We start from the raw sequence: 24,187 nt of genomic DNA on the forward strand, positions 1-24,187 counted from the left end.
GAAAGCGACGGCGAAGCCGGCAGCAGCCGTTGACCTCTGCCATCAGACCCTAGCCATCAGGCACGGAACGCGTCCGTTTGCGTTCCGGCGGAGCTTGCCGGCTTTGCCGGTTAGCGGAGTGGGGCTCGACGACCCGGCTTGACGGGGAGCCGAAGGGGGCCATGCTGTTGCTGTTGCTGTTGCTGTTGCTGTTGCTGTTGCTGTTGCTGTTGCTGTTGCTGTTGCTGTTAAAACGTATTTTTATACGGCGGGCAGCCTGAATAGACAGAAGTAAGTCGGATGCTGAACCGGTTTTGAAGAGGGAGCTCATAAGCACTCGGGCGGAGAGGGCCGGTGCGATAGCACCGGCTTTTCCCGGGCCGCATCGCGGCGGTGTTGCCGTTCCCGGGCAGGCAGAAAGCGCAAAGCAAAACCGCGCCAGCCGGCGCGGTGTTAGGTATCATTCGCGAGGCCTACTTTCCTGGCCTGGCCTGTGCGGAATCGGCCATCATGCCCGGGTGCAGGTGCACGCCAGAAACGTCCGTGGTTTCACGCGCCTTGTGCAGGTCGCATGCGGCTTGCATGGATAACCAGAGACGCGCCGCAATACCCAGCCCCGCCTCCAGCCGCACCGCCATTTCAGGGCTGACGGACGCCTTTCCGCTGGCAACCTTGCTCAGCGCCGAGGCGGACACGCCCAGCTCTTTAGCAAGCACGCGCAGGCCGATATTGTTATCTTCAATGTATTCGGTGATCAGACCGCCCGGATGCGGGGGATTGAACATAGCCATCAGTGGTAGTCCTCCAGGTTGAGAATATAGGCGTCGCCGTCCGTGAATTCGAAGGTAATGCGCCAGTTAGCCCTGACCGTAATCGAAAACAGGTTTTTCCTGTCGCCTTTCAGGGGGTGGAAACGAAAGCCGGGATAGTTTTTGAACTCATCCGTGGAAAGCGCTTCATCGACGACCAGCAGGCGAAGCCGGATACGCTCGGCGTCCTGCGCCTGTACGCCACTGATATCGCCTTTTTCAAACAGCTTCTGTAATCCTTTGTGCTTCCAGCTCTTAATCACTTTTCGGCTCCATGTTTCCTGTCGAGAAACAGTATATCACATGTTTCGTATCGCGAAACAGTATGCGTATTAATATTTATCATTCCTGCTCTGACGATTTCCGGGTCGTCAGCTTGTTGGGCACCAGCCAGCGGTTCATGCCTTTCTGCGCGCTGTCCATGTGCAGCGACCGCAGGTGAATTTCTCCCGCCACCTCACAGGCGACGTCTCCGGCGTACGGCTGCAGGGTTTCCAGCCCGTTCAGTGACGGAAAGCGACGCGCCCACGTGGCGATCATGTTCTTCAGGTCGTTTTCCGGTACGTCGTCACACCAGACGGAAAACCAGCCGCGCAGCGTTTCCGGCGTGCGGAATGTCAGTTCTGTTTCAGCCTGCCGGATTCGGTTTTCAAGCTGGCGCTCCCGGTAGTCCTCTGCCTGCCTCTCGCGCCGCCCGGCATGGCCTACGGTCTTCATGGCGGCGTGTTTTGCGCGCTCCGCGCGGCGAAAAACGGCCTCCGGAAACAGGACCGTTGCCAGCTCGCCAGGCAGCGGCAGCGGGCAAACCTCGCCCGCCGTGCTGAGGAAGATATCCAGCGCACCTTCCCACTCCGGCAGCGGCGCGCGTTTTTCGCGCGGGCGCAGATAAATGCCCCGTATGCGGTTCAGTGTCTGGACGCTGACGCGGCTCCTGCCGCTCAGCTGCTTCATAAACGCGGCGGCCCAGGGATGGCGGGCCAGCCGTGTCCCCCGCTGCTGCGCGTGCTCAACCGCCGCGATTGCCTGCAGCGCGGCCTGACGTTCCGGCAGCAGGGTGACCAGTGAGTGTGATTTCGGGATCATGCGGCGTGCCCTCCCATCCGAAGCGCGGCGATCAGCTCACCGGCGCCGGTGAAGCCTGCCCGCGTGTACTCTGCGATTTTTTCAAGAGTTACGCACAGCGCCGCAGGGTCAAAGCGATAGCTGATGCTGAGAGGAACACGCGACCGGGTGCGGACATCGGTCAGCAGCGCGCACCACAGCGGCGAATCTTCCGACGGGCTGACCAGCTCGACGGCAAGCCCGGACAGATCGGCACGGGTCAGCCGCAGGTGAACCGGATGTGCTCCGCCCCACTCGCCGCGCATTTCGCAGTCAGTCTGCCAGCTTTCGGGCACCTGCAGCGCGTTCATCACGGCACCGCTCATGCGCTGGCGAAACGCCTCGCCCCGGTGGCGGTAGTCTTCAAAATCGCAGCCGGTAAAGCTCTGCAGGGTGTTAAGCGTAAATTTTTCTTCTCGGGTCATGATGTTGTGCTCTGCTCGATGTGCTGTTGTCCGGCCCGCTTTGCGGGCCGGTGCGGTATCCGGCAGGGTCGCCCCTGCCAGCCGGGCCGGTTTTATTCCGGCTTGTACGCCATGAGGCGCACCACACGAACACCGGTTCCCGCAAACATGCCCTCCATCGGCGCGGACCAGCTGCAGTCCCAGCCCGGCAGCAGGTCTTTGCGGTCGCTGCCTGCGGGCAGAATGGCCGCGAGGCGTCCGCCGTTCTTCACCAGTGCCGCCGCCGCGCTGAGGTGCGACACGGCGCGCCCTTCGCTGTACGGCGGATTCATCACCACCACGTCAAACCGCTGATCGGTCACATTTGCCCAATCCAGAAAATCGGCTTCGATCACCTGGTGGCCTTTGGCCTCCAGCACGCGGCAGTGCAGCGGCGAAATCTCCACGCAGGTTGTTTGCGCCTGCGGCATCAGGTCAGCAAGGCCGCCCATGCCTGCGCTCGGCTCCAGGCAGGTTTCACCCTCGCGGATGTCCGCATCGTCCAGCAGCTGCGCGGCGAGTTCGCCCGGGGTCGGGTAAAACTGGTGTGTTTTCTTTTCCGGCAGCGCGCCGGAAAGCTGAATATCTTCAAGCGCCGTGGTCGGGTCGTAATCGAATTCAAACCAGGTTAAGGCGTTGAGATTCTTTTTTACGCCGCCCAGGCTCAGCAGCACTTTTTCAGCTTCCGCACGCGCGGCCTTATCCTCGTCCGAATAGCCTTTAATGCGGCGGTTAAAAGGATTTGTCGTCACGGGCGGGAGCGGGTCCTCCCGGCGGTTGCGCTGCTGTGGCTCGGTGCGCTCTGTCTGAAGGTCGCTGAGCACGCCCAGCACGGAAAACGGCAGCAAATTTGTGTGCAGCTCATAGGTTTTCGGCTTCGTGCGCGGCTTCTGGCGGTGCTCCGCCGGGATGGCCGCCGGATGCAGATAGGCCAGAATGTCATTCAGGCGCCAGGCCATGTCCGGATGAATTTCAAGATGAATGGTGCCTTTCAGAAAGGCTTTCACGCGCAGCGCGCCGCCGTCGATCGCTACCCACTCCCCCGAACGGTCGCGCGCGATTTTCAGAATTTTATTGGTCGTGTTAAGGCCGGTCGCATCACGCCCCATAAACTTCGCGATCACCTTGCGCAGGTCGTCCACGTAGCCGGTGCGCTCGTAGTTGCACATGCCCCACTGATCGAACATGCATTCGATAATCATGCGCTTGCTGAAGCCTTCCGGGCGGTTGGTCACGTGGCTGCGTGACAGGATGCGGAAAATACCGTCAACGCGCTCGGAGAAAAATTTCTGACGTGAGAAAAGCAGTTCGGAGAGCGTCGCGCGCACCGCGTTTTCCTCAAAGTCCGGCGCTTTCTTTTCGCGGATCTGGTCGTTCCACTCGTTGCGGCGATCGTTAGGCATGTACTCGTAAACGTCCGTCAGGTTCAGCGCTTTCTGCCAGAAATCGGCATTCAGGGCCGCTACCGCGCCGGGCAGGTCAAATACCACGCGAACCGGCGGCATATTCAGACGTGTATCGCGCACGTTACCGCACAGAAAATACTCCACCGCCTCGCCGTTACCGCCTTCACGAATTGTGGCCGAAATATTCTTTAATTTTGCGTACATGTGTTCATAGCGGCCCAGCAGCCCGTCAATGACGTCAGTTTCAACGGGCGCAAAAAAGGTATCTGAAATCACTTCACCGGCGGCGGCGATCGGTGCGCGTTCTGTGGTCGCATCAGAGGTGACGTTCACGAGGGTATTTTGCATGGCATGGCTCCTTAAATCCGGCTGAGTAGGTGCAGCTCGCGCTGCGGACCCGAAAAAGACCTTCTCTGACGCGGGTTTTATCTTTCCGGTCTGGCCTTTCGCGGCGAGGGCCGAGTAGCAACGACGAAGAGAGGGCATAAAGGGGCGGAGGCAAAAAGTTTTTGTGGCCCTTCCGCAAAAAGTTTTTGACGGAGTGCATTTCACCCCTTTTTGAACGAACCGGCGGTGCTACGAAAAGCCCTTTGCGAAAGACCAGGACGGAATGCCGTAAAAGCCGTCAGGGACCGCCCCGGCGGTCTGCCCTGAAGCCCCGGAGGCCTTTTCCGGGGCGGTTAACGCACCGGCGCAAGCCGGTTGCAGCCGTTGACCTTCGCCATCAGACCGAAACCGCCTGCGGCCGAAACCCGCAGGGGTTCGGTGGCGCTTAGCGGCTTGCCGCTTAGCGACGTAGGGCTTGACGACCCGGCTTGCCGGGGAGCCGAAGGTGGAGCCATGCCCTTTAAGTGGATTTTTAATTTTTATAGCGGCCCGCAATCGCTCTCCGGCTCCGGCTGCAGGCATGCGTTTCTGGGCAGTTTCTGAGACTGACGGCAGTAAAAAAAACGGCAGCTCAGGGCAATAAATATCGCTATCCCTCACTCTGTAAAAACGAAAGTTAAAATCATTGAATTCAATAACTTTCTGCATAGTCTCGTCAGATTTCTGCTGGCTTCAATATCTCTATGTCCACGCCTTATTTCTGTTTTCAGCAGCACGGAAAGCGGCGCCGAAGGCGCCGCATAGCGGCCGCCGCCCTCAGGCGGCTGGGGTTTTCACGCGCCCGGATGTGGCACAGGGCTTCCCTGCCCTGCCCCGCGCTACCCGCGCATGGCCTCCTGTGCCTGATGGATAGCTTCCTCAGCGTCCGTACCGTCGCCCGTTTCGCCAGCCTTTCCGGCCAGCTCCAGCAGTACCTTCAGGCTCGCGGCCGGCAGGGTGACGTGCCGCGCTGCCTGCCTGTCGCGGCGAACCTGACACGCCAGCTCACGCACGGTGTCCCGGCCTATCCCGTAGCGCCGGTGATCGTCCAGCTCGCCGAGCTCATCCAGCACCGCGTGCGCCTCCTCCTCCGTCAGTGCCATTGAATCCGTAGAATCCTGAACGTCCTCCTCCGTCCATACCAGGATGGTGAACGGAGTGCCCGGCTGAAAGGTCTCCAGCAGCCAGGCGCAGATTTCATTTACGTTACCGTGCATCGTGTTATCTCCTTGTGGGCGGCTCTGCCGCCCCTGTTAGTGTTCAGTCAAGCGCGCGAAAAATGGCGGCGGCTTCGGAATGAGTTTCTGCCCAGACCATCAGCTGGCGGTGGCGGCGGCAAAACAGCGCACACAGCTCCTCCTCGTCGTGGCGGTCATACATCCAGCTGCGGTGGTTGAGAACCAGCGCGGTGATGATGATCCCCGCCGCATCAGCGGAGACCTCTGCCACAGACCAGTTTTCGGGATTCTCAAACCGCCAGGTGCCATCCGGCGGGATCATGTATCCACCGCCCTGCTCCAGGTGAACAAAAGTCCACTCACCGCCGTTGTAGTTCGTCATATAGCGCGCGGCGTACAGATAGACGTTGTTTTCAGCGCGCATAAAATCATCGCCAAACAGAGAAGGCAGAAAGCGCAGCTTTACGAAGCCGTCCAGAAAACGCGCCGCCAGAGGCGCGTGCAGTGCTGTGTTCATCAGAAACCTCCGCAGGTAAAGGGGATACAGTTCCGGCCTGTGCCGTGCCTGAATGACAGCCCGACGGACAGCGGCGTGATCAAGAGCGACGACGAGGCCGCAGCGCAAGCGAACGGAGGCGTGATTACGCACGGCGGCGACGCGAAGCATGAGCGGAGACGCGACGGGAGTAAGCGCGCAGGAGTGAGTGCGAACGGGGGAGGAGGAGAGCCTGCGGCTCTTGAACACGCCGCCGTCGGGCTAAAGTGAAGGCACGGCACTGGCCGCAGACCGCACGGACGTTTATTCCCGCACGCCGCCGGCGTGCATAAACGGCGGAGCTCGCGACATCCTTTTTGTCTTGTCCACATCCGGGGTGCATATCCGCCCCGGAACCCTGTGGATACATTTGTGCAGGCCAGGCAACGGGGGGAATATCCGGGGGCGGTTACTTTTTAACCGCCCCACAGAATCCCGTCACCTGCGCAGACAGCCCCGCAGCTGCTCCGCGCGGCGGCCTGCATCCCTCAGGGAATCGCAGATATCGTCAATTGCCAGCAGCGTCAGTCGCACCGCGGGGGCGTCGCTGTCCCGCGGCCAGCGCTGGCGCATCGCGTGGATCCGCAGGAACAGCTCGATCAGGGTCTCGTCGATATCGGCCACGTCGTCAGCCAGACGATCGGCCGCGTGTTGTTCTGTCAGATTAAGCATTTATCGGTCTCCGTTATGCCGCACGCGCGGCGCGATGTGCGTAAAGGCGGCGCAGGCCGGCGGCGTGGTACTCCTCCAGGAGCTCGATCCCAATCCAGCGGCGGCCGCACTCCTGTGCGGCAACACAGGTTGAACCGCTGCCCGCAAACGGGTCCAGTACGATCGCGCCGGGCTGGGTGAAGGTTTCAATCAGCGGCCGCAGCACGCTGACCGGTTTTTCAGTCGGATGATGGCGGTTGCCGGTGTACTGCCAGGGCATGACGTCAGGAAGCGGCTTTGCCGGCAGCTGCGGGCGGCCTTTGGCCAGGAGGTACGCGCTCTCGTGCTGGTAGCCGACGAACGCCGACTTAGAGGCGTAGGGTTTGGTAAAGACCAGGTGGCCGACGACGCGAAAACCCGCGGCTTTCCACGCCTGCATAAAAATGTCCACGCGGTTCCAGCCGCAGAAGCTCACCGCCAGGCTGTTGTCCTTAAGCACCCGGTACATTTGCTGGCTTGCCGGCAGCACCCACTCGCTGTTTACATCGTTCGCTATCGAGCGGCCTGAACGATCCTTAAAGCCGACCAGGTACGGCGGATCGGTGAGGATGAAATCAATGCTCTTGTCCGGAAAGCCGCCCATAACCTGTACGCTGTCGCCGTGCATGAATCGAGACATAGTGATGCTCCTGTGTATGAAGGGGCACCGGTAGTGGTGCCGTGACCTCCACACAGACGGGCGATAAGCAGAGCAAACAAGGGCGGACGCGGAAGCCGCACGCGCCGCCGGAGCGGACTGAATGTCCCGCGCACGGCGGGGAACGGGTGAGCAGGACGGCGCCAGCTTACCTTGTTTGCGAAGCAGCCCGGCTACCGTGAGGGCACGGCACTTTATACCCGCCGTTTTCCGGCCTCAGGACGGGAAACGACATGAAGGCGGAGCGCAGCGACGTCTTTCTCCTTTCCGTAAAGAGCGCCGCCCGCGGGCGGCAGCCTTCGCTTACTTCAGCAACCTGCGCGCCAGCACCGTGTCTGCACAGTGGCGCAGGAAATACCAGCTGAGGCTGTTCTCAGCGTCGAGCGTGTTGTCAGAGAGCGCTAAGGTGGCCACAACTTCCTCCGGCGTGAGCTCCGGGGCCACGTCTTCTAAGTCGTCAGCTATCCAGAAGTGACCCAAGCAGGGCGTGTCGGGGGCAAACCTCTGCAGATGCTCGATCAGTTTTTCAATGGTCAGGGATGCATTCATTTTCTGTCCGGCGGGCCTGTGCCCGCCGCCTCCTGTTCAGCCGCCGTAGCTGGCCACGTTGTCAATGATCCATGCCGGGCCGGTCACCTCACTGAACCCGAACTCGTCTTCCTCATCGCCCCACTCCAGCGAGTCGCAGCACTCCCCGGTCTGACAGCCCGCTTCATAAACAGCCCATCCGCAGTAGCTGCTGCCGGACTCGGCATACCAGTGCTCAACGGTGACGCCGTAACGCTCGCTCAGCGCTGACAGCACGTCCGGCGAGGGAGGCGACCAGGGCGTATCAAAATCAGCGTCAAAAGTGATGAGCCCGGAGTGCGACACGTCAAGATTGTGCGCGTGTGGCCACTTTGTGCCGCAGCGCTCAACTACGTCGGTAAACCCGTCCGGCACACCGTGGAGCAGGCGTCCGTTATATCCGTTTATCTCCGCATCAAGACGCGGCGGGATCAGCTGCAGCATGTCGAACGGAAGTGCCTGCAGCGGCAGCGCGTCTTCGCGGCACTGGCAGTCCCACGACTCGCTGAGGCCGTTATTACCCCGCATCCAGTACCAGTCACCGTGCTTTATCTGCCACAGCCCGGCGATCACCGTCTGCTGCTCTGCAGAGAGCGATGACCACGTCATGCGCTGGAGACCGCTGGCCAGCCACAGTTCGTGCAGCTTGTTGCAGATTTCCGGCGTCAGCTCTGCGCCGTCACGCAGCTGCGCCACCCACTGCGTAAAAGCGCGGTTCTGCGGAGTATCGCTTCCCGTCCCCTTCACCAGAGCGGGATACGAGGCATAGTCCGTCGCTTCCACCGGGCGCAGCAGCCCGGCGCAGCCCGCCAGAAAGAGCTGGATCCCTTCTGCAGCCGCCCGCGCGTAAAGCGGAACGCCCTCCCCGCCTTCAATCAGCGACCGCGCATTTTTTACGTGATATTCCGGGCCTGAAACCCGCAGCCTGTTGGCACACCAGTTTGGCATGTTGACTCCTCCGTTAAGGGTTGCACGGCACCATCTGCACCGTGCCGCCACGGAAGCCGGGCGCAAAGCGGAGCAGGCAACGGGCGAGGGAGAAAGCCGCACGCGCCGCCGGAGCGGACTGAATGTCCCGCGTACGGCGGGGAACGGGTGACGACAGACCCCTTGCCGGCGCAGCGGCACGGCTAAGGTGAAGGCACGGTGCAGGCCCGATGGCACAGAGGGAGCTTGCATGGCGTTTTTAGGATCGGGCGCCAGCCTTTGCAGTGCTCTGGCGTCGCGCGTATGGGAGAAGAGAGAGAATCCCGGATGATTTATAACTTCTGAAAAAGTGCAGTTTCTGCACTTTTTATAGATAATAAAACGAGAAAGATGGGCAAGGAGAAGGAATATGACGGGTTGGCAACTGAGGCTCTGGCGCCGGAGCCTGCTCTGGAGCCGTGACAGGGCTGCTGAAGAGCTCGGGGTGAGCCTTCGCACGTACAAAGACTACGAGAACGCAGAACGCGTCAAGCGATCGGTGGCGATGGCCACTGTCACGCTATCGCTTATCAACGTTATGCCGGCGCTGAAGTCCGATCAGCTCAGTAAGGAACTTCTGCTGCAGATGCTTCAGAAAATGACGGCCGAGGTCTCAGGAAAAGAAACTGTAAGCGATTTTGGCAGGTGAGCGGCTAAAAGATGGTGTTTTTATTAAGCCGACAAGGCGGACTGACGTTAGGCTAATGTCCGCTATGAGCGAAAAGCGGACATTGGACTTTCCAAACTTACAAAGTAATCTAATTTGTAGGGTTATCACGTGATAAATGGACAGAATTGGCAGTTTTAAAGGCGTTATACATCAAGGAATGATTTCCATGTCCCGCAGGACATACCGCGCTTTGAGCCAGTTTTGAAATTCAGTTGTACTCTCGTCCTTCTGTAAGTTCTTCCGTTTCCAAGCCAAATTGAGACTTTAATTTATCTTGATAAATACCGCCAATTAGTTTGAATATGGTGCAATTTCTCAACACAGGGTTTACCCAGATGGCTATGTCACCTCCTCCTATTTTTGAAGGCGACGACTATTACAGCGTCTCTGAAGAATTTTTTAGCAAATTACCAGCTGATTTAAGAGCGCCTTTTGAACAAATAATGAAGAAAGGGGCGGAGATTATTAGCGGTTGCGATAAAGAGATTGAAAGTCTGATTAGACTTATAAAGGTAATACCTACTACAACAAGCCTTAGTTACATTTATCGTCGGCTTCGTACGACCAAGTTTGAAATCACTACTGAGTCGATGCTGGAACAGGAGATGTTAACAACCGCTTTTGTGGTCAGCTATGCACGCTTGTTCGCCAAAAGCAATGGCACTTACGTTCTCCAGCGGAATGATCTCCCTGTCCACCTACGGGATGTTCATGATGATCTGTATAAAATTCGTAACGAACGTTATGCCCATAACGGAGGCCATAAATCGATTGATAGTTTAGTAGGGTTTGCGTTCAGCGGCACACAATTTTATGTGCAGGCACAAATGAGTTTAGGGCTTCATATAGGCGGAAGAAATGAGTGGGAAGACCTAATCAAATTCATCGACACTTCAATTCACGAACGGCTTTATAAAATACTTGCGCGTTTGAAGGAGCAAACGGGCTATGAATGGATATTTCCAGACGGCCCGGCACCAAGTTGGGTGGGCGATTACGGCGATTGGATAAGTCGTGCGAATTGATCGGCATCATTGACCTTCAAAGTCATCAGTCAATAGGCACGCTTTTAAACCTCTTTTACGGAACACCGAAACCGGGCAATTAGCCCGGGCAAGAGCGGCAGAGCTAAATTTTTCTCTTCAATTTAGTTCAGGCAGGATCAATGACAGCAAGTTAGGTCCATTCCTGAAAACCAGCTGTAATGAGATCTTCTTTTAATTCTTTAAGGCATGATTGTGGTACAGCCAGCCAGAACAAGTTCTTTGCCCGAGTTATTGCGACATACCCGATACGTCCTTCTTCATCACCTGTACCTGAAAGCAGTGCTTTGATATTGGATTTCTTAGCCACATACATAACCGCACCGATAGACTCCCCTTTAACCTGATGAACCGTCTCGACTCTTAGCCCGTGTCCTTGAGCCGAAACTATACTGGTCAGTGTCTGATCTGGTAATAATTTCTTAGTAAGTTTAGTTCCTACATTGCCAGCAACTTTATATCCGCAGTGCTTTTCAATCTCTGCGAGAAGCATTTTAACATTCGTTAATAGCTTGGAGTGCCAGTCAGTCTTAGCCACAAGCGCAGATGAAGGAAGTCCCAAATCAGAGTTACGACTGAAACACCATAATAATCGCTTTAGTCCCTTTATCTCAGCATCATGTGATACCCCCTGAAGTCTAGAACTGAGGCCATGGGGTATATCCTCCAATAAGCTGAGAATAGCCCGGCAGACCAAGTTAAAGCATCCATGGTAGTTACTATGCTGATCCCTTAACAACGTTGCTTCTGCTAACACCTTAACCATACCTTGTCCTGGAGGGACAGTCTTACCCGCAATTACTGCGGCTCTGTCTGCTCCCCGACAGAGGAGCACAGCATCCTGATATTGCATGCCTAACTCATCAATATGGGCCTTGAATGCATCAGTTAATTTGGGAAGTTCCGAATCACTGTATCCAATAAAATAAGCTCCACCTTGTTCGCCATGGCGGCATGGTTCGTCTTCGCGGCCACTAAGGATGTTGGCGATATTTATGATTGGAGGCAGAGAACGATAATTGCGAGTAAGTTTGTAACCGGTAACGTCTTCACGATGCTCATAGCTCTTAAGGAACTCACCGTCAGCACCAGCGAAGCCATAGATCCCCTGATTAACATCTCCGATAAGCGTAAGCTGAATCCCTGCAGTAATGAGTAGCTTTAATATTTCCTTATGCACTGTGCCTAAGTCCTGAGACTCATCGACAAGGATTTGCGGGTAGCGAGCTGCCAGAGCCCTCAATACTGCAGGTTGAGAATTCAGAGTTTTATACACCCAGTACCGACCAATCTCATGAGTGTAAGCACCTAAACGGCCAAGGTCATGAATGATCTTTAACACCTTGTCTTTATCAAGAATTTCAAGGTTATTTCTTATATCCGAATAGAAGACGAAATCGCCATCGATTATGATGATTTTTATGTCTTTTAATGGCAGTGGGGGATAACCTTCACGCCAATATCTAAAACTTGTAAGAAAAGGCTCCGAGCCAGAGACCAAGTACGCGGCTTGAGTCGCGGCCATAGTCCTGCTTGCATGGGGACGTAAAATATGTTTGGTAAAGAAACCGTCAAGTGTATCGACTTCTATCCTTCGACGATTAGCATCGTCTGGTAGGCCAGCAGCGAGCTCTGCATAGCCTGTATTAAAGGTATTGACAGCAACATTTGAGAAAGACAAAAGCACAACACGACCACGACTATTTTGCATTTTCTGCCGAATAGCAATCAGGCGTCGAATAGCTGTAGCTGTCTTCCCACTACCTGCACATGCTGTGATAGCAATTGGCCCTAGCGGCGCACCAATAATATCAAGCTGTTCCTCTGATAATTTCACGGCTTGACCACTCCCTGACATACATGCTGAATGGCTTTATTAAGGTACTCAGGGACTTCAAAACCAATTTCTTTCGAAATCTGATCTGCTAATGCCTGAGCGAATCGACCTTTCTGGATATTAGCGCTATCTTTACGCTCAAACATGCCACAGAACAGCGATTTGGCTTTAGCCGTATTGTCTGCTTGACCATCTACGATCTTACGGAGAGCCTTTGAAATCCTTGGATGTGGATCGGCTAATGCAGTGAGCATAGCGTCGCGGTTTGCTTCAATGAGCGCCAGATCGTATTCCAGGGTTTTCAATCCGTGAAAAACTTTCACGAAATCATCTTCACGTTTCTTCATCTTAAGAGTATTACCAGACAACCTCACTTGGTCTCCAAGTGCGGGATACACCTCTTTCCTTTTAACTTTTTTCTTTTTTCCAGCCTTGTCAGCTGGATCTTCACCATCAGGCGCGTCAGTCTCTTCCTGGTAGGCGGCTTCAGCAAGTATGTCGTCAATTTCTTCTTCAACCGTTCCCCCCTCTGCTACGTCTTCAACCTCTTCTTCTTCAAATGGATCTGCATCGGTTACTACAGCGACAGGGATTCTCAGCCCCTGCTCTCCAAAAAGCGGGAGGAAGGAGTCAAAGTTTAGCCCTTCGACGCTGATAAGACTGACCCCATATTTTCTGAGATCAAAGTCCATTTTTTTAGCGAGCGCATCAATCAACATGAGTTCTGCAGCGCCCTCAACGAAAATTACCCGGCGGGCAAAAAACAGTTCAGCCCTAGTTACGTCCAAATACCGCTCCAGCTTTTCACGTTTTCCCTTTTCAAATTTGATATCACGTGGAAAGAACGTCTCTACACCGGTCTCGTTTTCGATAAGGCATACAAGGGAATCAAGTTTTGAATTACTAGCAAAATTGGGTGAATGGCTAGTCACAAAAAGTTGTACAGATTTTTCGCCTTCACCCGTTGGAATCCCTGAAAGGTACTGCAATAGCACACGTTGCAGTTGAGGATGCAAATGTGCTTCAGGTTCCTCAATAATCAAACTCCTGAAAGCAGAATCAGTATTTTTAGCCAATTCACTAAGTACTACCGCCATGAAGATCAGATTATTGAAACCCAATCCATTCTTCTCAATTTCCATGGATTCAGCCGTCAGGGTCAGTCGGGAAGAGAGGCGCTGAAAATCAGTCACGCTGAGCCCGACGGCAAGCTCCTGCGCTAGCTGAGCACCCATCATGGAATCATGTCTGGTTGATATAGCTTTATGGGTACTTTGAATGGATTTGTCTTGTTTAAGTGTTTCGTCAAGTTGCTTTAAAGCCGTATCTATTGTGTCACGACCTGCATCATCGGTGAGCAAATGAAGTAATCGAGCCAACTGGCTGTTACGGTTAGGACGAAGGCCCTGCGCGGCATCGCGGAGAGGCTGGAGGTAGACCCCCCGAAGGTTCTCCATCATATCTGAGGTAAGCGAAACCTCTGGGTGATCACCGCACCAGCGCCGGACTTTGAATCGTCCCGTCTTATCCATATCGGTATACTGGACATGGATATGCGCCTCCATGTTCTTGTCCCCATTCGGCTTGAGGGCAGCAATAAAGTCCGCTTCATCTTCAAGGCTAAGATCTCGGAATACAAAATGGAAACTTATATCACCAGTTGGTTCGCCCTCATGCGGACGGTGCCTATCAGAACCATCGAAGCGAGGATAATTCTCATCGTGACCTGCAAGAAGCGTCCGGAGTGCATCGATTACTGCACTTTTCCCTACGTTGTTTGGGCCTACCAGAACATTTAAACCGGGTTGAAATTTCAGCGTGGCTTCGCGCAGTTTGCGAAAATTCTCTATAGTGAGCTCTGCAAGATACATAAAGATCCCTGTCCTATGTTGCTATTCTGAATAAATTACGCGAAGCGTGAAATTATTCCAGCTTGAATAAGCACGTATTCATTGACCTGCGTCCAATTTTTTTGACATGAAATTTCTATCGAAACGTCCGCTTCTGGCACTTAACGGGCATCTTATGCCTGTACTCTACTTCAAAAAAAATCAGGCTGGCATGCTGTGCGGAGACTTTTTTCTGATGCCTCAATACGTCATTAAGCCGCTAGATTTTTGCTCCAGACCACTGGTACCCAGCTGGCGCCGTAATAGTTGAATTCACTTAATTCCGTTCAGCTCAGTAAAGACTTCATGCTGCAGATGCTTCAGAAACTAACGGCCTAAGTCTCAGGAAAATAAAACTGGTCGCCATTCAGGCAGATGAACGGCTAAACGATGCTCATTCAGCTTAGGGGACTTGTCAGACAAATCCGCCTCAATAATACTGTATATAAAAACAGTATCAATTTAAGGAGGATTTTTATGCGCGACGTACAGACAGCAATTGCCTTATCCCCGGATCATCTGCAGAGGGCAGCTCTATGAAACAGGCAGTCTGTTCTGCGGATCTCACTTTGCTCTGGCCACCCATTTTTACGCCCAGAGTACGCGTGCCGCTCTTCGCGGAGCCCTGCGCGGCCGGCTTCCCCTCCCCTGCACAGGATTACGTCGAAAAAGAGCTCGACCTCAACGAGCTCTGCATTCGCCGGCGCGCGTCGACGTTCTTCGTGCGCGCCAGCGGCAACAGCATGCAGGATCTCGGCCTGTTTGATGGCGACGTCATGGTGGTTGACCGGGCAGAAGAGGCCGCGCACCACGACATCGTCATCGCGGAAGTAGACGGCGAGTTCACGGTCAAGCGCCTTCAGCTGCAGCCGTGCCTTGCCCTGCTGCCCATGAACCCGGCCTACCCCATCATCTATCCGGAGGAGCTGCAGCTGCTTGGCGTGGTCACTTGGTTTTTCAACAGTACGCGCGCACGCCGGAGGTAACCATGCCTATGTTTGGAATAGCCGACGCGAACAAGTTTTATGCCAGCTGCGAGGTGCTGTTTCGGCCGGACCTGCGCGGCAAACCCGTGGTTGTGTTGAGTAATAACGATGGCTGCGTAATCGCAAGATCGGTCGGAGCAATCGCCATGGGTATCAAAATGGGCATGCCGTGGTTTCAGCTTAAAGCTCAGAAATACCCTGATAAAGTTCACGTATTTTCAAGCAACTACGCCTTATATCACTCGCTTTCGCAGCGCATTATGACAGCGCTGGAAGAAATGACGCCCCGGGTTGAACAGTATTCCATTGATGAAATGTTCCTCGATTTAACCGGCATCGATGGCTGCGAGGACTTTGAACATTTCGGGCGGCGCCTGCGCGCGCACGTGCTGGCCACAACCGGCCTGACCGTGGGCGTCGGCATGGGGCCGACCAAAACTCTGGCGAAATCCGCGCAGTGGGCCAGCAAGGAGTGGAAGCAGTTCCGCGGCGTGCTTGCGCTGACGCCCGGCAATCCTAAAAGAACCGAAACCCTTCTCCTGAATCAGCCCGTAGAGGAAATCTGGGGCGTGGGGCGTCGCATCGGCAAGCGCCTTAACCTGATGGGTATTGAAAATGCCCTGCAGCTGGCGCGAGCGCACCCTGCCCTGATCCGCAAAAATTTCAGCGTTGTGCTTGAGCGAACGGTGCGCGAACTCAATGGCGAATCCTGCATACCGCTCGAGGAGATGCCGCCGGCAAAGCAGCAGATCGTCTCCAGTCGCTCTTTTGGCGAACGCATCACCACAAAGGTGGCCATGCAGGAGGCGCTCTGCCAGTACGCCACGCGTGCAGCCGAGAAACTCAGGAAAGAGCGCCAGTTCTGCCGGCACGTTGGCGTATTTATCCGGACCTCGCCGCACGCGAAAGATGAGGTGTTCTACGGCAACAACGCGGGCGAGAAGCTACCGCGTCCGACGCAGGATACGCGTGACGTCATTGAGGTGGCCATGAGATCGCTGGACCGCATCTGGCTGGAAGGTCGACGTTATATGACGGCAGGCATCATGCTTGATGACTTCACGCCTCATGGCGTCAGCCAGCTGAACCTGTTCGATGAAGATCAGCCGAGAAAAAACAGTGCGCAGCTGATGAAGGTGCTGGACGGCATAAATCAGTCCGGGCTGGGAAACCTTTGGTTTGCGCGTCAGGGAGTGAACAACGAGTGGAAAATGAAACGGGAGCTGCTTTCCCCTGCCTGGACCACAAACTGGAAAGATATCCCTGTGGCATTTGTCAGATAAGGTCTGTCGAACAAATCCGGATAAGAAGGCGATCGTTATCAGCGCTGCCCGTGATGAGCAGCGCATCAGCAGTCTCGATTACTTTGGCCGGACCACCGTGCTTTTTTCACAGTAGACGACGCTGTTAGCCGGCACATTTTTATTCACGAAGGTCATGACGCCGATCGTCACGTTATCACCGATTATTATTCTCCCTGATTCATCCTCAGCGTTTTTCTGCCCAATCGCCATATTCTGACGCAGCTTGATGTTACGGACGATGACTTTTTAAGCTCTGACGAGAATCCCGACGTAGTGATTTACTTTCACCCGGGACCTATAGAAGCCTTACGACTAATGTCAGTTCCCTGGAATTTCAGAAGGTTGTGACGGTTGTGCCCCCTCTTTTTTTTTCATGCATGGAGGCAGAAGGCAGCATATGAGTGTTGTTTTTGTTCAACTCCTCTTACGCGCTCGCCGCAAGTCATGACCGAGCTTGCTCGCGAATGACTGAGGAAGCGAAATTTCATCCAATCTAATATCGTCTGCTTACGCTCGATGTTTTCCAGTGAGAGGTTATACACGTTTTTCACAGGACTAAATTTTAAAGGATTTTTAGGTATTTTCTGTATTTTAAGCTTTTTAGCCCGCTGTGAAGCCTTGTTGTAACTGTCTTCATTGATGACAGTTATGGGAAATGGCGCATGTATTGATGGGAAGGAAGACAACTAATAATGGGATTCGATGCATCTTCATATGGGAAGTGCATCAACAAGCTATGGGAAATACATCAAGTTAAAAATCAAGCTATCCACATGTTGATAAGTGCGATGTTAAACGTTGCAAATTTCTCTCCTGATGCGAATATGGGTAATAATTTTTTACCCACAAAGGCTTTGGATGAGCAGAATCTCACTAAAAAGTTACAAGAAAAAGGTAAGCATCAAGCAGTCAAATGAGCTAACCGAAGCTGCCTACTATCTTCCACTACAGGCAAAGCGCGTGCTCTGGCTTTGTCTGATGCAGGCTTATTTTAGTGAGGCATCTGAAGATCTTGAGTCTGATGTATTGCCGCTCTTTAGCGTGAGCGTCTCCGACTACGTTAAGTATTTCAACGTTGCAACCGCTGTTGCAAGTCGCGATGTTAAAGCTGGCGTAAAGGCCCTAGGTGAGTCGACAGTGACATTTTATCCAAGAGAAGGAGAGTTCGAGCAGGTTACCCGTCCATGGCTCTCTGAGGCAGGGATGAAGCGAGGCAGAGGCTCATGGCAGATAGAGTTTAATTACAAGGTAATGCCCTTCTTGGTAGGATTGTCATCTCAGTTCACCACCTATTCCCTTTATGACTGTGGCCAGCTCAACAGCGTCAAGGTTATTCGACTTTATGAAAGCCTGTGCCAGTTCCGCAGTACCGGAACATGGATAACTGATCACGAATGGCTATGCGAACGCTTTATGCTGGCTGATTCACAGCGATCAAACAAAGCAGAGATGAAGAGAACTTTTCTTGAACCTGCTATCAAGAAGATTAACGAGAAAACCCCATTAAAAGTCAGCTACAGCACTCAGGACGATGGTCGCCTGCTGTTTAGTGTTATGGATAAACCTCTGTCTGCCAATTGACAGTCTGCAAGGCTTAGAAAGTTGACTTTCTTCCCACATTTCCCCGAAGTTGATGTTTTTCCCATATCATCAACTGACTAACTTGATGTCTTTCCCATAATGCCCTTAAGGCTTGCCGGTAAACTTGACCTGTTTCCCATATAACTCTGACACTGATCGTATCTGGCTGACTATTGGAGGTTCAAAGTTGACCTGTTTCCCACACTAGACAGCCGGACATAACTCCTTTACGTATGGAAAGGTTTCAAAGTTGATGTATTTCCCACAGTCAGTTATACGCTACTTAATGTATAGGCCTCACCCTGACAAACTTGATGTATTTCCCACAGTAATATTCGTGATGAAAACGGGTGTGTCGGTTAGGTCTTTTAAACTTGATGTATTTCCCATCACATAAAATTCAGCCCTCCTAAACTTGATGTATTTCCCATGTTATCCGCGATGTTCCCTGACTTGAAAGAGGTCTTTAATCGGTCATGGAGTGGTGGCGAATTTCGCATTTTCTCAGGTACATAGCTTTTCACCCGAGCGCAGCGGGCATAGATCACCGGCTGCATGCCGGCAATAACCTTACAACGTCTTTCAGAATACAAATAAGAAAGGAATGAATAATCAGAAGACTTTGAAGGCCATGATGTGGTCATCCTTTCACCGCGCAGTTGCCGGACATCAATATAGTGAAAATCGTTAGTGCGAACCGCCTTATCCAGCTGGTCAGATATTATGCTCACGCTACAAACAGCCTCATTCAGCCATTCTTCTGGTCCCTCCCCCCTCGTTAGTACACGATGTGTTTGTAGAGTCCGGTATCATTAAGGTCATTACCTTTTTTAAGTCGTTATCCCTTTCAGCGTGATTAATAGGCTCTTCAGGTTACTGTAACCGCTGCTTATCGTGTGCCTACGTCGTGGTTGAAGGCGTCATCTTCAAACCGTATGCAGTAACGCCGCCACTCGCGCTGTGCGTAATTGCCCACCCCCGTTACGCCTTGCCTTGGGGCCAGCATCTGCGGTCCCGGAACAGCCCTGGCCGGGAAAAGAGCCTGCTCATTCACGCCTAAACTCGGGAGTAAACGTTCTTTCACTCATCAGGTCACTCCCGTATGAATGAAATAATAACCCCTTAGCATGTCCAAATTTGTCAGACCACTACAATAGTAAGTCACTCGCGTGGCTGCCCCCTCTCTGAAAGGAATATCAGTACTGTCGACAAACAGATGCCTTTATTCGGACCTTTCTGCTCCAAATAGATGAGATGTTCAGTGCAAATAGGGCTAGCGAGCAAGTTTAGCTTCCTGCTCAGGATACGCGTGATGTGACTGGCGTAGCCATGAAACCTGGCTGTACGGGCACCGTTATAGGACTGCGGGAATCGTGCATGGCGACTTCATGCCAAACGGTGTCAGCCTGCTGAGTTGGTTTGATGAAGCGCGTCAGGGAAAAATAGTACGTGGCTGATGAAAGTTCTGTACGGGCTCAACAATTCCGGTCTCGTAAATCTGAGGTTTACGCAACGGGGATCAATAACGAAGGGTAGATGATACATAAGCTACTAATTTCCAATGGATGGCTATTCCTGTCCTTACGGTCTAATGGATACCGTCTTCAGGACATGCATCATGCGGCAAGGGTTACAGTTTATTCGGAGTTGGCGAAGGTCTTATTATGCTTAATTCGGCGCTAATCAAGCATTTTAGCTCGTCTACTTTCATCAAATCACAGAATGAATGGAGGGCTCAGCGAATGAATAAAGATAATGTGCCGGCTCCTGCATGAATAGCAAAACTCATGGTTGCTTAGGAAAAAGTATCACCAGACCGGGCGAATAAATGGGTTACGTTCAGCTAGTTAATCATGTCTGCAACGTCATGTTCACTCTTAAGAAAATCGTGTTGATGTACGAAACTGACTTATCTATAGTTCCATTTGTTTGTTTTGAAAATTCTGGTTTTATGAGCGAGTGCAATTTTTTACAGCGTTTACGGCATAACGTCACGATGACGTTTTAAAGCTAACGACGTTATTCTTTGGGCAGACCAAGAGTTCTGAGCCTCCTTGTCAGCATGTCGGCGCCTATAATGCGGCTTTACATTGCAGCCTTCTCTGCTGGGATCATGAGTCCATCTAATGAGCTTGTCATACAGATATGAGTTTTCTCAATGACTCAGCAGTCATAGGTTTTTTCCTCACCAACATTTCTGGCCTCTAACCAATCTGGGACCATGGTCCCAGACAATTATTTACCGGATGTAACACGACTTGATATATGAGTCCTTCATGCTTGCAAAGTCGACTTTCAGATTATTTCTTCAGTCCAGTTGAGACCATGGTCCCAGTTAGTGATTCATACCCGATTTATGACTTCCTGCTGAAGCAATGAAGTTCTGACATCGTATTTTTGAAGGATTGTAACCAGTTTTGCGAGGGGAGAGCGCTTTAATATATGAATACAGATTACAGGTTGGGACCGTGGTCCCAACCACTGAAAAAAGTGTCACATACATTTTTATAGAAGGAAAATTGGAGGGTCCGATGGAAAAATAAAAAAACAGATTCCAAAACAGCGATATCCGGGACCATGGCCCCGGAAATGAAGTTAATGTTTGGTATGACTTTTTTCCATTATCTCCTCGAGCTGTTCAACAAGTCCCTGAGGAACCTTTGTGATGTCAAGATTGTAAACCACACGGTTGCCCTTATACTGCGCCGTCATTCCGGGTCCAAAATCCCGCTTGTAGACGTTTTGCCTGGAAGGCTCGGATTTAGATTTCACAGCATTCATCAACTCTTCCAGGAGCTCATCCGCTTCTAATAAAATTCCATCTTTTCGACGTGCTGTTAACTCGGCGACTTTGTTTGTCAGTAACGCCTGATGTTCTGCAAAAGCACGGTTTAACTGCTCGCCAGCGCGGGCAGAAAGTTCGCCAGGATGGGAGAAAAGAGCAATAACATCGAAAGGTAATTTTGAGGTGTTGATGCAACGGGTGATCACCTTTCGGGAAATATTTTCAGCATCAGCCAGCGCTGAAATATTATTACCAAATTCATTCTGCAACCGAGTGGCATAACGTCTGCCGCGTTCATATGCGCTGGTTGGCCGATAATCATTACCCAATTTGCAGAGCGCATCCATCTGCTCATCATCCAGATCCCCAACAAGAACACGGTAATCAGAAGATGTCAGTATCGCGGTCATGCGGCGGCGACTGCCGTCAGCAATTTCTATATGGTCATCTACCCGACGTCCAAACGCAGGCGTCTGCTGCCCCACCGTCAGAAATGAGGGGATCAGGTCATCCAAAGCGTCCTCTGTCAGGAATGCTTGGACCCGCTCGTTACCCGCCCAGACAAGTGTTGTGCTTTCAATGGAATCAGCCGGCACTGTTTCAAGCACGAATTTTACGTCACGGCCGCACACGGGCAGGACAACACTATTGCCTTTTGTGAGCGTGCCAACCCGTGCAATAAGAGAGTCAACCATCGGCGCAGCAGGTGCTGACGTCGGTGTTTCAGATGCAGAACGTGAAGTTTTCGGAATAAGAGGCGCGCGTTTCATCAGCGTAGCTCCCAGCGAGGTTTAATAAGACGGTCAAAAATTTCATTGCAGACAGGTTCCCAGATGGCCAGAGCATTACGCCAGGCGCCTGTTGAGGAACGTTGATCGATAGCCTGTTCAAAGACCGTTCGCATACGTATCTGTCCTTTTCCGACCTCGTCCGTTTCGCGAACAACATTTTTGAGAACCATGCCACCCCAGGCATCACGGATCTGTTCTTCCATCCAGGGCGACTGAGAACCGTTACTGTTGCTGTATTTGGTTAGCAGTATACGCACGTCCGGTTCAAAGCCCTGCAGGTCGACATTTTTAAGCAGGTCACGGAGCATATCGAAGAACTGCAAAGCCGATGTGTAATCAAAAAGCTCCGCCGGCGTAGGCACAATGAGAACATCTGCTGCACAGACAACGTTAATCGTACCAATACCCAGGTTGGGAGCGCTGTCGATAACGATGACATCATAGTCATGCGCGACCGATTCTATCGCCAGCCTCAGCATCATATGAGGTTCAGTCGGCAGCTTTCCCTGATCATAACGGCCCATCAGCTCCGTTTCGATACGGTGTAACGCAAGGCATGAAGGAATAATATCCAGACCTGGCCAGCAGGTTGGCTTGATGGCATAGAAGGCATCGTCCCGCTCGCCCAGGTAGAACGGGAGTAGGGTATCGTCCGCGTGAATGTGCAGGTCGGGTACCCATCCGTGATACATCGACGCGGTACCCTGAGGATCGTTGCCCTCGATGATCAATACGCGAAGCCCTTTCAGGGCCAGATCTTGAGCCAGATGCACCGAGACGGATGTTTTGTACACGCCGCCTTTGTGCGCAGCCACGCCGATAACTGGCGGCATGCTTTCATTGGGCCTGCGCAGGCGGGTGCCGAAGACATCCCGCATATGATTAATCTGTTCAATCGTATAACCAACGCGTTGCTCAACCCGGCCGCGCATCTCCAAGTCCGGATAAGGCAGGCGTCCGGCTTTTTCAGCATCCCGAATGGCCTGTGGTGAAACGCCGATAAGGTCCGCGGCTTCGCCTACGCGCCATCTGCGTGTTATTTTTCGCGCCTCAGGGCTGTCATCATTGAACTGCGCAACGGCAATGGCGCGGGTCATATCGTGTCCGGCAGCAATGCATTGATCCAGTGTGTTCTTCAGGCCCAAAATAATTCCTCCCTATATCATCTTTGCATTTATTTATTAAATCTTGAATTTTGATGCAAAGCAACACCAAATAAGCAAACCATCATGTTTTATGCAAAGTATTGTTTGCGCATGGCGCGCAGCCGTTTCTGATGAAGTATCTGTATAAGATGCAAGGGGAGGGGATGGCATAGTTAAAAACGGGGGCTGGCTATCATCAGATATCCCCGCAGCCTGCACGTAAACCGGGGATATCGACTGCGAATTCTGACATGACCTACCCAGGTAACCATACGGGATGGAAAAATAAAATCCGGGTCATCCAGAAAGTGCTCGTTGCTCAAATTTATGAAGATAATTACGGGAAGGAATACCGCGTAATATTGTCCTACCAGAAATGGTTCGACGTGCCAATGACAGCGGAGTCACTGGTACCGCGCAGTGCCTGCCGTCGCTTCCCCTGGCCTGAGAAGAAAGGAACCAGACGTGAAGAAATGACGACGCGGCCTTTAAGGCTTTCCTGACACATCCCGACAAAGCCCGAGACTTTCATCGAGTTGCAGCTGTCGGCGGAGCTTCGCGTCGTCTGCGACCTCAGCACACTAAAACTAGAGTCGGGCAGCTGCGTGGAGGAAAGCCTGCGTGCTTACTACAGCGACGTTCTTTACAGCCTGAAAACGCCGCCGGCGACGGCTACTTTCGCGTGCTCATCGAGCACCAGTCGACGCTTGCCGGTCGCCTCTACGGCGCACCGTTCCCTTTGGTCGACGTCAGGGTTATCCCGGACGAGGAGATCATGAACCATCGCAGCATGGCGGCACTTAACCTGCTGCAAAAGCACATACAACGGAACAACCCGCAAAGCCCTGGAGAGAGTCATACGGAAAACGTCAGCCTCTTCAGCTTCCACCAATAAGATGCTGGCAACGGTTTTTGGGATCCCAGTTCCGTTTCAGGGGAGTTTTGAAATCTGAAAAGATGCTGGTAGCTTTGGTGTAAGCTGTTACCGGGTAGTCAGACGGAATTTCTCTCGCCCCCAGGGCGGGATCCAGGAAATAGCGTTTACCCGGTTCCGGGATGAATGAAACCCAGCGTGATTCGGTAAATCCGTCTTTATTGTACGTCATTTTCCCGTCAACCAGTGCCCACTGGCCTGCGGAGTAGAGCTGTTGCAGCGCCATCAGCTGGCCGGGCCTGACTTTAGCGGACATCAGTCTTCCCTCAGAGGGAAGAATATTAGAACCCAACTCGTAGCGCTCCTTTCTGTCGAAGCAGTTGCCCGTCTTCTCATACACGGAAAGGTAGAAAGTACCGACAAAACCTTCAGGATCCTGGGCAAAGACGGTCGCCGCATCCTGACCGGTGTAGTTGGAATAGTCACGGGGCAGGAGGGCAGAACAGCCGGCAAGCAGCACAGCGGGTACCAATATAAAAACGGCGCGACAGGGGCGCATGAAAGGCATAATTTACTGCTCCACA

At 53.0% G+C, this 24,187-nt stretch carries 23 protein-coding genes and 1 pseudogene; 7 read left to right on the forward strand and 17 right to left on the reverse strand.

Annotated features, from left to right (window positions below; all coding sequences use genetic code 11):
• Positions 1-452 precede the first annotated feature (452 nt).
• From K5Y30_RS23540 to K5Y30_RS23595, 12 genes are all read right to left on the reverse strand, one after another.
• Positions 453-770, reverse strand: a complete 318-nt coding sequence (locus K5Y30_RS23540; RefSeq protein ID WP_222213690.1) for a HigA family addiction module antitoxin — start codon at positions 768-770, stop codon at positions 453-455.
• Complete coding sequence (locus K5Y30_RS23545) at positions 770-1,051, reverse strand: type II toxin-antitoxin system RelE/ParE family toxin (protein WP_222213692.1); 282 nt, start codon at positions 1,049-1,051, stop codon at positions 770-772. The genes K5Y30_RS23540 and K5Y30_RS23545 overlap by 1 nt, the downstream gene beginning before the upstream one ends.
• 79 nt (positions 1,052-1,130) lie before the next feature.
• Complete coding sequence (locus K5Y30_RS23550; protein WP_222213694.1) at positions 1,131-1,871, reverse strand: plasmid SOS inhibition protein A; 741 nt, start codon at positions 1,869-1,871, stop codon at positions 1,131-1,133.
• Complete coding sequence (locus K5Y30_RS23555; protein ID WP_222213696.1) at positions 1,868-2,314, reverse strand: conjugation system SOS inhibitor PsiB family protein; 447 nt, start codon at positions 2,312-2,314, stop codon at positions 1,868-1,870. The genes K5Y30_RS23550 and K5Y30_RS23555 overlap by 4 nt, the downstream gene beginning before the upstream one ends.
• A 92-nt stretch (positions 2,315-2,406) precedes the next feature.
• Positions 2,407-4,071, reverse strand: coding sequence for a DUF4942 domain-containing protein (locus tag K5Y30_RS23560; protein ID WP_370634240.1), 1,665 nt, complete (start codon positions 4,069-4,071; stop codon positions 2,407-2,409).
• Between the two features lie 243 nt (positions 4,072-4,314).
• Positions 4,315-4,773 carry a hypothetical protein gene (locus K5Y30_RS23565; RefSeq protein WP_222213698.1) on the reverse strand — a complete coding sequence of 153 codons (459 nt, stop codon included), beginning with the start codon at positions 4,771-4,773 and terminating at the stop codon, positions 4,315-4,317.
• A gap of 170 nt (positions 4,774-4,943) precedes the next feature.
• Complete coding sequence (locus tag K5Y30_RS23570) at positions 4,944-5,321, reverse strand: DUF1380 family protein (RefSeq protein ID WP_222213700.1); 378 nt, start codon at positions 5,319-5,321, stop codon at positions 4,944-4,946.
• A 43-nt stretch (positions 5,322-5,364) separates the two neighbouring features.
• Positions 5,365-5,799, reverse strand: coding sequence for an antirestriction protein (locus K5Y30_RS23575; RefSeq protein WP_222213702.1), 435 nt, complete (start codon positions 5,797-5,799; stop codon positions 5,365-5,367).
• 456 nt (positions 5,800-6,255) lie between these two features.
• Positions 6,256-6,489, reverse strand: a complete 234-nt coding sequence (locus K5Y30_RS23580; protein ID WP_222213704.1) for a hypothetical protein — start codon at positions 6,487-6,489, stop codon at positions 6,256-6,258.
• A gap of 13 nt (positions 6,490-6,502) precedes the next feature.
• Positions 6,503-7,147, reverse strand: a complete 645-nt coding sequence (locus K5Y30_RS23585; RefSeq protein WP_222213705.1) for a DNA methyltransferase — start codon at positions 7,145-7,147, stop codon at positions 6,503-6,505.
• A gap of 321 nt (positions 7,148-7,468) precedes the next feature.
• On the reverse strand, positions 7,469-7,714 hold the full coding sequence (locus tag K5Y30_RS23590) for a hypothetical protein (protein ID WP_222213707.1): 246 nt from the start codon (positions 7,712-7,714) through the stop codon (positions 7,469-7,471).
• A gap of 36 nt (positions 7,715-7,750) precedes the next feature.
• Complete coding sequence (locus K5Y30_RS23595; RefSeq protein WP_370634241.1) at positions 7,751-8,911, reverse strand: DUF1281 domain-containing protein; 1,161 nt, start codon at positions 8,909-8,911, stop codon at positions 7,751-7,753.
• A gap of 157 nt (positions 8,912-9,068) precedes the next feature.
• Here K5Y30_RS23595 and K5Y30_RS23600 point away from each other — a divergent pair, with 157 nt between their 5' ends.
• Together K5Y30_RS23600 and K5Y30_RS23605 are read left to right on the forward strand one after the other, a co-directional pair.
• The gene (locus K5Y30_RS23600; RefSeq protein ID WP_222213711.1) at positions 9,069-9,347 is read left to right on the forward strand and encodes a helix-turn-helix transcriptional regulator; all 279 of its coding nucleotides are present in this window, start codon (positions 9,069-9,071) and stop codon (positions 9,345-9,347) included.
• A gap of 356 nt (positions 9,348-9,703) precedes the next feature.
• Positions 9,704-10,393: a hypothetical protein gene (locus K5Y30_RS23605; RefSeq protein WP_222213713.1), complete on the forward strand. Its 690-nt coding sequence runs from the start codon at positions 9,704-9,706 to the stop codon at positions 10,391-10,393.
• 151 nt (positions 10,394-10,544) lie between these two features.
• Here the strand turns inward: K5Y30_RS23605 and K5Y30_RS23610 are convergent, their stop codons facing one another.
• On the reverse strand, positions 10,545-12,248 hold the full coding sequence (locus K5Y30_RS23610; protein WP_222213716.1) for an ATP-dependent helicase: 1,704 nt from the start codon (positions 12,246-12,248) through the stop codon (positions 10,545-10,547).
• Positions 12,245-14,119 carry an ATP-dependent endonuclease gene (locus tag K5Y30_RS23615; protein WP_222213718.1) on the reverse strand — a complete coding sequence of 625 codons (1,875 nt, stop codon included), beginning with the start codon at positions 14,117-14,119 and terminating at the stop codon, positions 12,245-12,247. Before K5Y30_RS23615 ends, K5Y30_RS23610 begins: the two co-directional genes overlap by 4 nt.
• A gap of 554 nt (positions 14,120-14,673) precedes the next feature.
• On the opposite strand from K5Y30_RS23615, the gene umuD reads away from it, so the two are divergent.
• The 4 genes from umuD to K5Y30_RS23635 all read left to right on the forward strand — a co-directional run bounded on the left by umuD (position 14,674) and on the right by K5Y30_RS23635 (position 18,008).
• Positions 14,674-15,123 carry a translesion error-prone DNA polymerase V autoproteolytic subunit gene (gene umuD, locus K5Y30_RS23620; protein WP_222213720.1) on the forward strand — a complete coding sequence of 150 codons (450 nt, stop codon included), beginning with the start codon at positions 14,674-14,676 and terminating at the stop codon, positions 15,121-15,123.
• Between the two features lie 8 nt (positions 15,124-15,131).
• The gene (gene umuC / locus K5Y30_RS23625) at positions 15,132-16,406 is read left to right on the forward strand and encodes a translesion error-prone DNA polymerase V subunit UmuC (protein ID WP_222213796.1); all 1,275 of its coding nucleotides are present in this window, start codon (positions 15,132-15,134) and stop codon (positions 16,404-16,406) included.
• A gap of 713 nt (positions 16,407-17,119) precedes the next feature.
• The gene (locus K5Y30_RS23630; protein WP_222213804.1) at positions 17,120-17,344 is read left to right on the forward strand and encodes a hypothetical protein; all 225 of its coding nucleotides are present in this window, start codon (positions 17,120-17,122) and stop codon (positions 17,342-17,344) included.
• Positions 17,286-18,008, forward strand: coding sequence for a replication initiation protein (locus K5Y30_RS23635; protein WP_255606772.1), 723 nt, complete (start codon positions 17,286-17,288; stop codon positions 18,006-18,008). Before K5Y30_RS23630 ends, K5Y30_RS23635 begins: the two co-directional genes overlap by 59 nt.
• 2,595 nt (positions 18,009-20,603) lie before the next feature.
• Here the strand turns inward: K5Y30_RS23635 and K5Y30_RS23640 are convergent.
• Together K5Y30_RS23640 and sopA are read right to left on the reverse strand one after the other, a co-directional pair.
• Positions 20,604-21,563 carry a ParB/RepB/Spo0J family plasmid partition protein gene (locus K5Y30_RS23640; protein WP_222213722.1) on the reverse strand — a complete coding sequence of 320 codons (960 nt, stop codon included), beginning with the start codon at positions 21,561-21,563 and terminating at the stop codon, positions 20,604-20,606.
• Positions 21,563-22,729 carry a plasmid-partitioning protein SopA gene (gene sopA / locus K5Y30_RS23645; RefSeq protein ID WP_222213724.1) on the reverse strand — a complete coding sequence of 389 codons (1,167 nt, stop codon included), beginning with the start codon at positions 22,727-22,729 and terminating at the stop codon, positions 21,563-21,565. The genes K5Y30_RS23640 and sopA overlap by 1 nt, the downstream gene beginning before the upstream one ends.
• A gap of 499 nt (positions 22,730-23,228) precedes the next feature.
• Here sopA and K5Y30_RS23650 point away from each other — a divergent pair.
• Positions 23,229-23,564 (forward strand): annotated as a pseudogene (locus tag K5Y30_RS23650) (Rpn family recombination-promoting nuclease/putative transposase); the annotation flags it as partial.
• A 43-nt stretch (positions 23,565-23,607) separates the two neighbouring features.
• Here the strand turns inward: K5Y30_RS23650 and K5Y30_RS23655 are convergent.
• On the reverse strand, positions 23,608-24,171 hold the full coding sequence (locus K5Y30_RS23655) for a hypothetical protein (RefSeq protein ID WP_222213726.1): 564 nt from the start codon (positions 24,169-24,171) through the stop codon (positions 23,608-23,610).
• Positions 24,172-24,187: the final 16 nt, after the last annotated feature.

This window comes from Pantoea sp. DY-5, from assembly GCF_019795955.1.
GTDB lineage: Bacteria > Pseudomonadota > Gammaproteobacteria > Enterobacterales > Enterobacteriaceae > Pantoea > Pantoea leporis.